Origin of the sequence: Pseudactinotalea sp. Z1739 (assembly GCF_049725055.1) — a bacterium.
Taxonomy (GTDB): Bacteria; Actinomycetota; Actinomycetes; order Actinomycetales; family Beutenbergiaceae; genus CALKWS01.
The window spans coordinates 129,384-141,801 of record NZ_JBMPQA010000012.1 but is presented as its reverse complement, the minus strand read 5'-3'; the positions used below and the strand labels follow the sequence as shown (position 1 = coordinate 141,801).

At 66.6% G+C, this 12,418-nt stretch carries 12 protein-coding genes; 5 read left to right on the top strand and 7 right to left on the bottom strand.

The window, feature by feature from the left end; genetic code table 11:
- Positions 1-1,010: 1,010 nt before the first annotated feature.
- A complete protein-coding gene (locus ACO0LV_RS15380; protein WP_424788797.1) occupies positions 1,011-2,153 on the bottom strand; it encodes a calcium/sodium antiporter in 1,143 nt (380 codons plus the stop codon).
- A gap of 276 nt (positions 2,154-2,429) precedes the next feature.
- Positions 2,430-3,221 carry a DUF3626 domain-containing protein gene (locus tag ACO0LV_RS15375; RefSeq protein ID WP_424788796.1) on the bottom strand — a complete coding sequence of 264 codons (792 nt, stop codon included), beginning with the start codon at positions 3,219-3,221 and terminating at the stop codon, positions 2,430-2,432.
- A gap of 214 nt (positions 3,222-3,435) precedes the next feature.
- Here ACO0LV_RS15375 and cmtR point away from each other — a divergent pair, with 214 nt between their 5' ends.
- Both cmtR and ACO0LV_RS15365 read left to right on the top strand, forming a co-directional pair.
- Positions 3,436-3,795 (top strand): Cd(II)/Pb(II)-sensing metalloregulatory transcriptional regulator CmtR, encoded by a 360-nt coding sequence (gene cmtR / locus ACO0LV_RS15370; RefSeq protein WP_028708027.1) that lies wholly within the window; start codon positions 3,436-3,438, stop codon positions 3,793-3,795.
- Positions 3,792-4,388 carry a cadmium resistance transporter gene (locus ACO0LV_RS15365; RefSeq protein WP_030153505.1) on the top strand — a complete coding sequence of 199 codons (597 nt, stop codon included), beginning with the start codon at positions 3,792-3,794 and terminating at the stop codon, positions 4,386-4,388. Before cmtR ends, ACO0LV_RS15365 begins: the two co-directional genes overlap by 4 nt.
- Before the next feature lie 66 nt (positions 4,389-4,454).
- On the opposite strand, the gene merA is transcribed toward ACO0LV_RS15365, so the two are convergent.
- Positions 4,455-5,903: a mercury(II) reductase gene (merA, locus tag ACO0LV_RS15360; protein ID WP_030153508.1), complete on the bottom strand. Its 1,449-nt coding sequence runs from the start codon at positions 5,901-5,903 to the stop codon at positions 4,455-4,457.
- Between the two features lie 78 nt (positions 5,904-5,981).
- Here merA and ACO0LV_RS15355 point away from each other — a divergent pair, with 78 nt between their 5' ends.
- On the top strand, positions 5,982-6,371 hold the full coding sequence (locus ACO0LV_RS15355; protein ID WP_028708020.1) for a heavy metal-responsive transcriptional regulator: 390 nt from the start codon (positions 5,982-5,984) through the stop codon (positions 6,369-6,371).
- A 666-nt stretch (positions 6,372-7,037) separates the two neighbouring features.
- Here ACO0LV_RS15355 and ACO0LV_RS15350 read toward each other — a convergent pair.
- Together ACO0LV_RS15350 and ACO0LV_RS15345 are read right to left on the bottom strand one after the other, a co-directional pair.
- On the bottom strand, positions 7,038-7,538 hold the full coding sequence (locus ACO0LV_RS15350; RefSeq protein ID WP_424788795.1) for a DUF456 domain-containing protein: 501 nt from the start codon (positions 7,536-7,538) through the stop codon (positions 7,038-7,040).
- Positions 7,539-7,541: 3 nt separating this feature from the next.
- On the bottom strand, positions 7,542-7,898 hold the full coding sequence (locus ACO0LV_RS15345) for a winged helix-turn-helix transcriptional regulator (protein WP_424788794.1): 357 nt from the start codon (positions 7,896-7,898) through the stop codon (positions 7,542-7,544).
- An 85-nt stretch (positions 7,899-7,983) separates the two neighbouring features.
- Here ACO0LV_RS15345 and ACO0LV_RS15340 point away from each other — a divergent pair, with 85 nt between their 5' ends.
- Positions 7,984-8,832 carry an NAD(P)H-dependent oxidoreductase gene (locus ACO0LV_RS15340; RefSeq protein WP_424788793.1) on the top strand — a complete coding sequence of 283 codons (849 nt, stop codon included), beginning with the start codon at positions 7,984-7,986 and terminating at the stop codon, positions 8,830-8,832.
- Here the strand turns inward: ACO0LV_RS15340 and ACO0LV_RS15335 are convergent.
- Both ACO0LV_RS15335 and ACO0LV_RS15330 read right to left on the bottom strand, forming a co-directional pair.
- On the bottom strand, positions 8,811-9,725 hold the full coding sequence (locus ACO0LV_RS15335) for a hypothetical protein (protein WP_424788792.1): 915 nt from the start codon (positions 9,723-9,725) through the stop codon (positions 8,811-8,813). The two genes, ACO0LV_RS15340 and ACO0LV_RS15335, sit on opposite strands and share 22 nt — an antisense overlap.
- Before the next feature lie 120 nt (positions 9,726-9,845).
- Entirely contained in the window at positions 9,846-10,292 is a 447-nt protein-coding gene (locus ACO0LV_RS15330) for a DUF6653 family protein (RefSeq protein WP_424788791.1), read from the bottom strand.
- Positions 10,293-10,505: 213 nt separating this feature from the next.
- Here ACO0LV_RS15330 and ACO0LV_RS15325 point away from each other — a divergent pair, with 213 nt between their 5' ends.
- Positions 10,506-12,296, top strand: coding sequence for an ABC transporter substrate-binding protein (locus ACO0LV_RS15325; RefSeq protein WP_424788790.1), 1,791 nt, complete (start codon positions 10,506-10,508; stop codon positions 12,294-12,296).
- The last annotated feature ends 122 nt before the right edge of the window (positions 12,297-12,418 follow it).

The window sequence follows — 12,418 nt, the reverse complement described above, 5'->3', positions numbered from 1 at the left end:
GGGGCGGATGTAGTGGCAGCGCTGGTGGCCGTACGCCCTTCGGCCGCTGAGATGACGCAGCCACAGCGCCCATCGTCGCGCGGATCGGCCGCCACCTTCTCATCAAGGCCCGTGCCCTCACTCGGGCGTCGGGGTTCCACCGGCGTAACGAACCAACTACCTCGCCAGGGCTGGCTACCCGGAGGGTCGCGGTCCCGGTCTATCCAACAAGATGCTGGAGGCCGAGGCACTCGATTGCATAGGCCCGAAGTTGGAACGGGTAGAGAGACCTATTAGGGTCCAGAGTCAGCGGTGACGTTGCCTGCATCTCGATTGGCATTGCATGCATTAGTTGATTGAGGATTGGAACGCCACCGTTGAGCATCAGGCGCATAGCAGACTCGGGGCTGAGGAATAGGTAGTCACCGACCAGTCGTACCCCAGCAAATTGCGTCCAGCCAACGCGCTCGAACGCGTCGAAGATGTCCCCATGGCTGCGCCGCTCCAACTGGAGAGTCATCGCCCGCAACTGCGGGTCGCCGCCTACACGACCTGTCGTAACTGGATCCGGCATCCGATTGTGGATCGTCTTTCGGGACGCTCAGGGCGACCTGACGGATCGGCCGGCACATCGGGCCCATGGCTCAGCAGCCTTGCTCGCGTGGAGGAAAGCCACCTGCGTGCTGTAGCCGAGGACCTCGGCAACGAGCGAGGACGGGCATTCGAGGACGAGCTCACCGATGGCTCGGTTGCGGGCGCTGAGGGGTTGACGCCCAGGTCGCGCAGCCGCTCTATGACGGTGTTGGGGTGCAGGTGATGGCCGGCCAGTGTGCTGGGGAGGCTTGCAGAGTTGATTCCTCTGATCCAATACTCAGGCCACCTCGTGACGTCATCTGGATTACAGGCCGGGTGTCCATGCAGGTGGCGACTAGACACTGGGTCTGGCGCTGATCGGGGGGGGGGCGACTATCTGGCGCCTGGGGGCCGCGCGGTATTGACAGGCCCGGGTTGATCTAGTCAGCGGCTCGTGGTCAGGACGGACGGGGGGTTGTGCCGCTGCCTTGTCGGCCCTTACGCAGCCCGATTTCGTATGCGGTGAAGGCGATCAGCGTCACCGTGATCAATGGGAGGACAAACCATGCCATCACGGCGGTAAATCCTTCCAGTGCGTCGTGTGCGGTGGCAGCCAGGATGAGATACCCGAGGTAAACCAGATACAGGGCTACGAACAGGGCGCCTTCCCATCGCGCCACCGTGAAGCCGGTGAAGGCTACGGGCAGCAAGGCGATCGCGGCCGCCAACATTACCGGGATATCGAAGGCCAGGGCGGCGCTGGATACGGGAATGCCCTCGAGGGAGATCATGGCTGGCAACCCGAGCACGACTCCGATGTTGAAGAGGTTGCTGCCGACCACGTTGCCAATCGCCAAGTCACGTTCGCCACGGCGCACGGCGATGAGGGAAGTCGCCAGCTCAGGCAGAGATGTGCCGATGGCCACGACGGTTAAACCGACCACTAGGCTGCTCACCCCGAGCGTGGTGGCGGTGTTCACCGCGCCCTCGACGAGGAGCGTGGCCCCGGCTACCAGGAGAGCAACTCCGAACACCACGAGCAGAATCGACTTTCCGCTCGAGGCCACAGGCAGTTTCTGGGCCTGGGCGGAGGTGCCGATACCCGGGGAACCCTCAGCCAGCTGCATAACAGGGGCCTTGGACTGTGTCCTTCTGCGGCCGATGGTGACGGTCAGCACGGTGTGAGCGACCACGGCACCGAACAGGATTAGCCCGTCTACCGCGCTGATCACCCCGTCGAGGCAGACCAGCACCAGCGCCGCGGACAGAGAAAGCATCAGGGGGAGATCAAAGCGCACCAACCGTTGTGTCGCGGCCAGCGGTAGAACTAGAGCGGAGAGGCCGAGAATGAGCAAGACGTTAGCAATGTTGCTGCCGACCACATTGCCCACCGCCAGTCCGGGTTCGTCGCGCAGGACCGCACCGATACTCACCGAAAGCTCGGGCGCCGACGTGGCCGCCGAGACCACGGTGAGCCCGACCACCAGGGAGGAAACCCCCGCTCGACGAGCCAAGGCGGAGGCCCCTCGCACCAGTACCTCCCCGCCCAGCACCAGCAGCACCAACCCGACAATGATCCGCCCCAGGTCTAGAAGGTCCATAAGTAGGAGTGTAAGGATCACAACCCGAGTCGCGATGAGCACTCCATCGACCCGGTTGAGCACCCGCATGAGGATCCCCAGCGGGACGCCGCCATCGCCCTTGCCGATCTGCTAGCACTGCGGCGCGGCACGTTCAGCTTACGGAACATCACGCAGCACAGCAGCCTCCGTCAGCATCAACTCGAAGCGACCGAGGCCACGGGCAGTTGTCGGCGGAACCTCGCCGTGCGTGTATATGTGCGTCGCCGGGTGCGGAGTCCGCACCCTGATTGAGTGTCAACGCTGTCGACCGAATCGGGCCAGGCAGTGCCACAGCCATTTGACCGCTTGGGGGTCGTAGTTTCCCGACCGTGACGCGATAGCGAGACTGGCCGGTGTGATCTCGCCACCAAGCGTGCGGGCCAACATGACCGGGACGTCGCTGCGGTAGGTCGGGTCAATCTGCTCTACAGCCACCCGGTAGCCGGGATGCACCTCCACGGGCAAGCAGAGTCGACCGAGCACTTGGGCGTGTGCTTGGTAGTCAGTCGGATCGAGAACGATTGCCTCCACGTCCCTCTGAAGCGTCAGACCTCCATGGATCTGCGCTTCTACGTAATCGTTGAGCGGATCATCCAGCGGCAGGTCGGCAGCAGACTCTGGCAGCAGGCTCGGATCAGTGATCCCTGCGTCGGCCAGACGCAGTAGTTCCTCCAGCCGCTCAGGTCCGCCGACGGCCGTCGGCTCGTAGACGCTGTCAGGCCAACAGAAGGTGGCGCGGTCGATCACTTCAGGACGAAGCCTCAAGTACGCCGAACCGAACCTCGGGGACGCGCCGTAGCTGTCATCGCGTCGATTCCAGGCCCCGTACACGGGCCGCTCATTGGCCGGCGCCTCGTCGTACCGACCCTTGAAAAGTCTGCTCTCCCACCGCCAGCGGTCTCCACCCACGTGAGCTGTCAACCCACCGTTTGAGGTGCCCGTCTCCCACTGGCTGCGATACACGCCGCTGGCCGCGATCGCATCGAGCACCGTGCCGTCGCCGAACCGCCATCCCGGTTGGAAATGCACGACGATGCGCGAAGCCATGTGACGAGAGTAGTCAGCGATGTTCTCGCCACGGGGGCTGGAATCGACACCCGCTACTGGGCATGACCGAGTCACCGAAGGACGCGCTAGACCTTCGTCCCCGCATGCGGATCCCGTCCCGGTGAGGGATCCCCAACTGACACAGCCTCGTTCGCACGCTTAGCGACTCCGGGCTGCGTAAAACCACTTCAGTCCTCGCTGTATAGTTCAGCGCATGCTGACCATTGCTTCTCGCCTGGACGTGATGAACCGGTTGGGCCGCGCGCTGGCCGACCCGACCAGGTCCCGGATCATCCTGACGCTGCTCGACCGGCCGGCCTACCCGGCAGAGCTGGCCCGCGATCTGGACCTCACACGCTCCAACGTGTCCAATCATCTGGCGTGCCTGCGCGACTGCGGCATCGTTGCTGCCGAACCCGAGGGCCGCAAGACGCGCTACGAGATCGCCGATCCCCACCTGACGCAGGCGCTGACCGCCCTGGTTGACGTCACCCTCGCGGTTGACGAGAACGCCCCGTGCATCGATCCTGCCTGCTCGGTGCACGGATGCGACGCAGCAGAGGCGGGCGCGTGATCCTGGCTGCGGTCCTGCAGGCAATCGGCCTGTTCATCGCGACCAACATCGACGACATCATCGTGCTCTCCTTGTTCTTCGCCCGCGGCGCGGGCCAACGCGGGACGACCACCCGCATCTTGGTCGGCCAGTACGTGGGGTTCGCCTGCATCCTCGGTGCCGCTGTGCTGGTGACTATCGGAGCCGGAGCATTCCTGCCCTCAGCAGCTATCCCGTACTTCGGGCTCATCCCCCTGGCCCTCGGTCTCTGGGCTGCATGGCAAGCCTGGCGCGGAGACGATGACGACGATGACGCCAAGGTCACGGGCACGAAGGTCAGCGCGTGGACCGTCGCAGGAGTCACCTTCGCCAACGGCGGAGACAACATCGGCGTCTATGTCCCCGTCTTCCTCAGCGTGGAACCCATCGCAGTGGTCGCCTACTGCCTCGTCTTCCTCGCGCTCGTCGCGGTCCTGGTCGTAGTCGCCAAGTTCGTTGCCACCCGGCCGCCGATCGCTGAAGTCCTCGAGCGCTGGGAACACATCCTGTTCCCCATCGTCCTGATCGGCCTCGGCATCGTCATCCTCGTCAGCGGAGGAGCGTTCGGTCTCTGACGGAGCCAAAGCGAACGAGAGAGGTCGCCAGGCTCGACGCTCCGGTATAGGGATCCCTGTGCGGGTTCATGCTGCGCAGCAGGAGAGTTTGGTGATGTCGGTGGTGAAGGTTTGGGCGGTGAGTTTGAGGCCTTCGGCCATGGTCAGGTAGGGGCTCCAGAGGTTGGCGACCTGGTCGGTGGTCATGCCGGCCTCGAGGATGTAGACGCCGGCGGCGGCGAGGTCACCGGCGTCCTGGGCGAGGGCGGTGATGCCGATGATGCGGCCGGTGTCGGCGTCGGTGACGATCTTGATGAGCCCGCGGGTGTCACGGTTGACGATGGCGCGCGGGACGTGCGCCAGGGGCAGGACGCGGCTGTCGCAGCGGATCCCGGCAGTGCGGGCCTGCTGGTCGGTCATTCCGACGGAGGCCAGGGCGGGGCTGGTGAACACGACCCGGGGCAGGTGGCGGTAGTCGACCTCCCGGCCGGCTCCGGTGAGGGCGTTGTCGGCGACCAGGGCGCCGTGGGCCGCGGCGACGTACACGAACTGCGGGTGGGCGGTGACGTCACCCGCGGCCCAGATCCGCGGGTTCGTGGTGCGCAGGTGGCTGTCGATGATGACCTCGCCGCGCTTGCCGGCGCGCACGCCGATGGTGTCGAGGCCGAGCGTGCCGGTGACCGGGCGGCGGCCGGTGGCAACGAGGAGCTCGGCCGCGCGGAGCTCGTGTGAGCCGTCGGCGGTGGTGGCGGTGACCGTGACCTCGCCGGTGGCCGGGTCGCGGCGCACCGCGGTGGGCACCGCGCCGCGGATGATCTCGATGCCTTCGTCGGCGAGGATTTCTTCCAGGGCGGTGGCGGCCTCGGGTTCCTCGTGGGAGGCCAGCCGTGAGCGGACGAGCATGGTGACCTGGGCACCGAGGCGGGAGAAGAGCTGGGCCTGCTCCATGGCGACGTAGCCGCCGCCGATGACCAGCAGCGACTCCGGGACGTGGTCCAGCTCCATCGCGGTCGTCGAGGTCAGATAACCGGCCTCCTGCAGGCCGGGGACCGGCGGCGCCCAGGGCGTGGAGCCGGTAGCGATGAGGTGGTGCGCGGCCCGGACGGTTTCCGCCGTGCCGTCCGGGCCGGTCACGCGGAGTGCCGGCTCAGTCGGTGTGCCGACGAAGGTGGCCTCGCCGGGGTGGAGGGCCCACCCGTACTCGGCGGCCAGGGCCGCGTACTTCTCGCTGCGCAGCGATCCGACGAGCTTGTCCTTGCCGGCGACCATGGCGGGCATGTCGACCGGTGGGGCGTCGGGGAGTGGCAGACCGGGGAACCGGGCGGCGTCGAGTGTGACGTGGCGGGCCTCGGCGGCCGCGAGCAGGGCTTTGGAGGGCACACACCCGGTGTTCACGCAGGTACCGCCGATGGTGCCGCGCTCGATCATCACCACCCGCTTGCCCAGGGTGGTGGCGCGGATCGCGGCCGCGAACGCCGCCCCACCGGACCCGATCACTGCCAGGTCATACGACCTGCCCTTGTCCGTTGCCGTCATAAGTCCTCCCTTGTTGCCGCGCCTCAGGACCAGGATCGACCTTCCAGTGCACTGGAAGGTCAAGGCAGAATGAGTGGCATGCGGATCGGTGAGGTGGCTCAGGCGTCGGGCACGACAGCTAAGACCCTGCGGTACTACGAGGACGTCGGACTCCTCCCCGACCCCGACCGCAGCCCGGCGGGGTACCGGGACTACGGCCCCGAGGTGCTCGACCGGCTGCACTTCATCCGCCGGGGCCAAGCCGCCGGGCTGACCCTGGCCCAGATCGGCCAGGTGCTGGCCATCCGAGACCGGGGCCAGGCCCCCTGCCAGCACGTCACCGACCTGCTCGACACCCGCCTCGCGGTCATCGACCGGCAGCTCGCCGAGCTCGCGCAGCTACGCACCACGATCGCCATCCTGCGCGAGCACGCCACCACCGGCGACCCGGCCACATGCTCCCCCGAGGACGTCTGCCGCTACCTGTGACCCGCGAAGGTCACCGGCCCGTGGCACCATCGCGACATGGCCGATGACACCCAGCAACGATGCTCGTGCTGCGGCCGCCAGCGGCCACGAAGGTCGCTCCACGCACTCGGGAGCGAACCGGCCTACATCTGCCGAAGGTGCGCGCTCTGGGTCGCCCTTCGCATCGCTCGCGACTGAACGACTCCGCCCGCAACGCGGGCACGCCGCCGGCCGCGGCGAACATCGTCGGATGGTGCGCGAAGGAACCAAAGGGCGCGAATGACGACCAATCATCACGCCGCCAGCGCGATCGCGGGCGCCCGTTGCCGCACTCCTCATCCGACGGTCTGAGCTCCACCGCCTGGCAGCGGTCCGAAGCCTGGAGAGGGCATCGGAGCCGGACGGGACCCCCTAACGCTCAGTGGTCCGCCCTCGCAGCGGTTGCGGTCGGTCCAGTTGTCCGTCCCGTAGGAGGAACGTTCAACGCGGAAGCGCTCCGCTGACCTGCGTCAACGCCCGTGTTTATTCCGGGCCGTCCCGTAAGACCAGTCCGGTGATGTGTCCGGTGAGGGGGCGTTACCTGAACGCCCTCTCGGTGACGCCGGAACAAGCGGGCGTGCCAGGCGCTGTCCATCATTGGCTTGGCGGCCGAGCCCACCAGATACTCAGTGTCCGCGGAAGGCCAACTCAGAAGTGCACCAACGCACCGATCGCGAACACCGACGCCGCCAACGACGCGCAGACGAACTCGATGATCATCCCCAGCCCCATCGACTTCATCGCCTCCACGGACGAACGCAGCGCTGCCCGGAGGTCGCGCCGGCGGTACCATTCCGCGGCCAGGAGCCCGATGGCGAAGCCGAGGAACAGCCCGACGACCGGAATGACGAACATGCCCACGATGGCGCCGGCCACACCGACCAGGACCGGAGTGTTCGGAATGCTCTCTCGACGCATCTTCCGGCCGGTCAGGATCAAGGAAGCGCTCATCCCCGCCAGGGCGAGCACCGCGCCGATGATGCCGGCCGTCCACGAGGCACCCGACCCCAGGATCCAGGCCCAGCCGACGACGGTGATGAGAGTCAACGCTGATCCGGGCAGGATCGGGAAGATCGTGCCCAGCACCGCCACCGCGAGCAGCAGCGCAGCCACGACGGTGACGATCACGTCCAGTGTGGTGGGATCCATCGTTCAGGTCGTCCGCGAGGCGGCCGGCGCCTGGGTGGTGCCATAGGTGGCGCCCCAATGGTCCATTTGCTGCACCACCGCACGCAGCGTGGTGCCCAGTTCGGTGAGTGCGTACTCCACCTTCGGGGGCACCTGCGGGTGGACCGTGCGTTGAATGATGCCGTCCACTTCCAGTTCCCGCAGTTGACGCGTTAGCGTGCGTTCGCTGGCGGTGGGCAGGCGTCGGTGCAACTCGTGGGTGCGGTGCACGCCGTGCTCCAGCAGGTGTTTGACGATGGTGAGTTTCCAGGCTCCCCCGAGGACGGCGACCGCGATCTCCACCGGACACACCTGCGCGGCTCGCTCAACCGATGCTCGCACGCTTCCTCCTCTCGGCCACGAATGGGCGTACCGGCACAGAATTTCGGTACTTCCGCCGTCGACGTCGGGCTGTGACAGTAGCAGCATGACGACGACGCCTCCCCACACGTTTCTCTGGGTCAGCGCCCACCCGGAGCCGGCTTCGCTGAACGGGCACCTGAGGCGCGATGCCGCGACGCACCTGCAGGGACGCGGCCACCAGGTGCTGCAGTCCGACCTGTACGCCATGGGCTGGAACCCCGTCCTCGGACCGGATGCCGTGCTCCCACGCCCAAGCCGGTTCAACCCCTCCGACGACGTACGGCGGGCCTACCTCACCGGGGGCCTCGCCCCGGACATCGTGGCCGAGCAGGAGAAACTGCTCGCGGCGGACGCCGTCGTGCTTCAGTTCCCCCTGTGGTGGTACGGGATGCCCGCCATCCTCAAGGGGTGGTTCGACATGGTGTTCCACTCCGGCTTCGCGTTCGGGAAGGACCCGGCCACGGGCCGCCGGCTGCGTTTCGAACAGGGGCCCTTCGCCGGCAAACGCGCCTTCGTCGTCGTCACGCTGGGCGATCGGCCCCGATCGATCGGGCCGCGGGGCAAGAGCGGGGAACTGCAGGAGATGCTCTTCGGCCTGCTGCACGGGACCCTCGCCTACACCGGGATGGAGGTACTGGAGCCGCTGCCCGTCCCGAGTGCCGACTTCCTCGACAGCCACGGGTACGGCCAGGTCAGGGCGCAGCTGAGCACCCGGTTGGACGGCTTCTTCACCGACGCGCCCATCGCCTACCGGCCGCAGTTCACCGGCCAGTACACCCGCGAGTGGGAGCTGAGCGACCACATCCGGCCGGGTGAGACCGGGTTGTCGGTGCACGTGCTGGACCCTGGCGAGGCCGTTGACGCCGAGCCCCAGGTGGCAGCCGATGGGCGCTATGCGGCGTCCTCGACGTAGACGAAGTCGCCGACCTCCCCGAGCCCGACCTGCCACACATCCAGGGTGTAGGGCGCCCAGGCGCAGTCCACGTCGGCGTCCCACTCGATCTCGATCCATACCCTGGTGGGGTCGGCGTCCAGGTCGGCCTGGACGATGCTGCGCTCGGTACAGCTGTGGTAGCCGGTGACCAGCAGAAAGGCCGTGCTCGGATCCGCGTCCTGGACCGCCAGGAGTCCGGGGCCGGACTCGCCGAAGTCGGCCAGCGCCGCAGCCAGGCCGTCAAAGGAGTTCTGGTGCCGCACCGGCCCGGAGAAGTGCGACACCACCGCCTCCATCGCGTCACGGTCGACGGTGTTCTCATCCCAGGTAGCCAGGAGGTCACCGACCGCCGTCGGTCGCGCCGGTTCCGGGGCCGTCGTGCTGGAACCGGTGCCGGAGGTGATCGGAACCGAGCCGGGGACGTCGCCGCCGGTGAGGCTGAGGGGCACGGCCCACACATCGAGGGTGTAGGGCGACCAGTCACACACAGTGTCGGGATCAGGCGAGGCGACCTCGAAAACGACGCGGACGTCGTCGTCCTCGGTGATCACGATGATCGCACTGGTCTCGGTGCACTGGTGGTAGCCGCCGATGACGAGGAAGTGCTCGGTCAGGTCAACCTGATCCAGTTCCACGAACTCGGCCGGATCGGCACCGGGCAACGTGCTCACCCAGTTGTCGACATCGACGGCGGATCCCAGCACCACCGCCTCGGCCAGGTTCACCTGCCCGACCCACTCCCGGCCATGGCCACCCTCGGAGTAGGTCGCGATCAGTTCACCGGCCTCCTGGTGGTCCGCCCCCGCCGCGCCACAGCCGGTGGCCACGCCCAGCACGACAGCGAGCGCTGCCGCGGATCTGATTCGATGCATTGCTCCACCCTCCCTGCATCCCCTATGTGCCGGGGGTGGCGATTGTGACAGCAGGATTCGAGACGCGCTCTGCGCTCATGCCGCAAGGGGTGTGCGTGCCGGTGATGCGAGGCCGTCCTGCTAGGGAGGGCTGAAGTCAGGCTGCCTCCGGCTTGTTCGCGTGAATCGGTCCGCCCACAACTTCCACTGCCACAACGTGAGTGCCATCGACATCCCGGTGCCAGCGATCGCGCCGACCTTGTCGCGTCGGTAGGCGGCCGTCATTGCGCCGACGAGCGAACCGCTGACCACGGCTGTCAGGGCCAGGATCATCGGCTCCGATTGAGGGTCCCGGGTCCAGGACTCTTCACCCAGGATGGCCCGCGTCGCGAACGAGGACGTGTCGTGAGCCGGCGGGGTTATCACCGGGTTGACCGCCATCCACGCGCCGATGGGCAGGTACAACCACCAGCGCCGCGTCCACAGCGGAACCAACAGCAGTGGGGTGCTCAGGAGCCTTGACCAGGCGCTGATCGGATGAGCGTGCCGCTGGAACAACCAGGCGTAGAAGGTCTCCTCGTGCGGCACGGGTCCAGCCTGATCGTCACGTGGCTTCGCCGCAAGCACCTCACCCCACGAGTTTCTGACGTATCCAGCCGAAACGTCCGGAACGTTACCACTTCGTGATGCCTGGTCCCCTTGACTTATGAACTTAAGCGGTTAAGCATGGGGTGTGACGGGTCACCCCCGTCGGCGGTAGCGATGTGGCCGTGACTTACGAGGAAGTGAGGATCCAGAACGATGAGAAGACGTGGACACGGGGCAATTGCCCTGGTTGCTGCCTCGGCCTTGGTGCTGGCAGCATGCGCGGGGGAGGCCGACGACGTCGATCCGACCCCCGAAGGGGATGGCGGCGCGGGCGCCGAGGTCGATGAGGACACCGACGAGGAAACCGAAGGCCTGGCCGAGGTTGAGGAACTGGTCAGCGAATACCCGCGGGATGAGACCGTGTTCACCAGTGGGCAGCAATGGGGGCCGCCGTCCAGCTGGAACCCGATTACCCAGTCCGGTGAGGCCACCGGAGTGCGCGGCTTGCTGTACGAGCCGCTGTTCATGTTCCACCCCAATTCCCTGGAACTCGAGCCATGGTTGGCCGAAAGTGGGGAGTGGGTCTCCGACGACGTCTTCGAGATCAACCTGCGCGAGGGCCTGACCTGGTCCGACGGCGAGGCGCTCACCGCTGACGACGTGGTCTTCACCATCGAGCTCGGCGAGTACCCCCAGGTTCCCTGGTCGAACCTGTGGAACTGGCTCGATGAGGCCGAGGCCGTGGACGACACCACGGTGCGGTATACCTTCTCCGACCCCCGGTATGAGGAGTGGGACAACTTCCTCTACACCAACAACATCGTGCCCGAGCACATCTTCGGGGACTGGAGCGAGGACGACTACATCTCCAGCCAGAACGAGGACCCGGTGGGTTCTGGTGCCTACCTGTACTCCACCCACGGCCCGGACCGCATGGTGTGGGAACGCAACGACGACTGGTGGGGCATCGACGCGCTGGGGATGGAGATGCCGGCCCAGTACATCGTCGACATCGTCAACCCCTCCAACGAGGTCGCCCTCGGTCTGCTGCTGCAGGGCAACCTGGACCTGAGCAACAACTTCCTGCCCGGGATCAACACCCTGGCCGACAGCGGCCAGGTGGAAACCTACTTCCCCGAAGCGCCCTACATGCTCTCGGAGAACACGGCAGCCCTGTTCCCGAACACCCTGCGTGAGCCGATGGGCGACGCCGCGTTCCGGCAGGCGCTGGCGCACGCTATCAACGTGGACCAGATCGTCACCGGTGCCTACGGCAACATCGTCGAAGCCGCACACCCCTCCGGGATGTTGCCGGCATACGAGGAGTTCTACGCCGAGGACGTCACCTCCGAGCACGGTTTCAGTTACGACCCCGACACCGCCCGGAGCATCTTGTCCGACGCCGGCTATGAGGACAGTGACGGTGACGGGTACGTCGAAACACCTGATGGTGAGCCGATCGAGCTGTCCCTGATCGTGCCGGCCGGGTGGACCGACTGGATGGAGGCGGCCCGGGTCATTGCTGAAGGTGCCCAGGAAGCCGGCATCAACGTCGTCGCGGACTTCCCGGACGCCGGAGCGCTGGACGATGCCCGTGCCACGGGTGAGTTCGACCTCCTGCTGAACAACTTCTCGGGTGTGTCCAACACCCCCTGGACCTGGTTCAACTACGTGTTCCACCAGCCCATCCAGGAGCAGATGTTCCCCGGTAACTTCGGCCGGTACGAGAACGACGAGGCCTGGGATCTGGTACAGGAACTGGCCCGTACCGCGCAGGACGACCCCGCCTACATGGACATCATGGCCGATCTGCAGGAGATCACCATGACCGAGTTGCCGATGATCCCGCTCTGGTACAACGGGATGTGGGCGCAGTACAACACGGAGGTGTGGACCAACTGGCCCAACTCCGAGTCCGGTCCGGACTACTTCCCCAACACCTGGGGCGGCGGCTTCCACCAGGGCGGACTGCACACCCTGGCTGAGATCGCGCCGGCAGGCTGATCCGTCGGCGGTGCCCCACCACGAGCGGTGGGGCACCGCCACGGCTGTGGCGCGCTGAAGCGTAGGCGGCGCCGGCACCAGTTGGTGCCGGCGCATCTACCGGCGCTGCCGCCGGAACGTCG

What these genes read in the sequence shown, in the direction of transcription:
- ACO0LV_RS15380 (WP_424788797.1), bottom strand. Translation starts at nt 2,153, where the DNA reads ATGGACCTTCTAGACCTGGGGCGGATCATTGTCGGGTTGGTGCTGCTG.
- ACO0LV_RS15375 (WP_424788796.1), bottom strand. Translation starts at nt 3,221, where the DNA reads ATGGCTTCGCGCATCGTCGTGCATTTCCAACCGGGATGGCGGTTCGGC.
- cmtR (WP_028708027.1), top strand. Translation starts at nt 3,436, where the DNA reads ATGCTGACCATTGCTTCTCGCCTGGACGTGATGAACCGGTTGGGCCGC.
- merA (WP_030153508.1), bottom strand. Translation starts at nt 5,903, where the DNA reads ATGACGGCAACGGACAAGGGCAGGTCGTATGACCTGGCAGTGATCGGG.
- ACO0LV_RS15355 (WP_028708020.1), top strand. Translation starts at nt 5,982, where the DNA reads ATGCGGATCGGTGAGGTGGCTCAGGCGTCGGGCACGACAGCTAAGACC.
- ACO0LV_RS15350 (WP_424788795.1), bottom strand. Translation starts at nt 7,538, where the DNA reads ATGGATCCCACCACACTGGACGTGATCGTCACCGTCGTGGCTGCGCTG.
- ACO0LV_RS15340 (WP_424788793.1), top strand. Translation starts at nt 7,984, where the DNA reads ATGACGACGACGCCTCCCCACACGTTTCTCTGGGTCAGCGCCCACCCG.
- ACO0LV_RS15335 (WP_424788792.1), bottom strand. Translation starts at nt 9,725, where the DNA reads ATGCATCGAATCAGATCCGCGGCAGCGCTCGCTGTCGTGCTGGGCGTG.
- ACO0LV_RS15325 (WP_424788790.1), top strand. Translation starts at nt 10,506, where the DNA reads ATGAGAAGACGTGGACACGGGGCAATTGCCCTGGTTGCTGCCTCGGCC.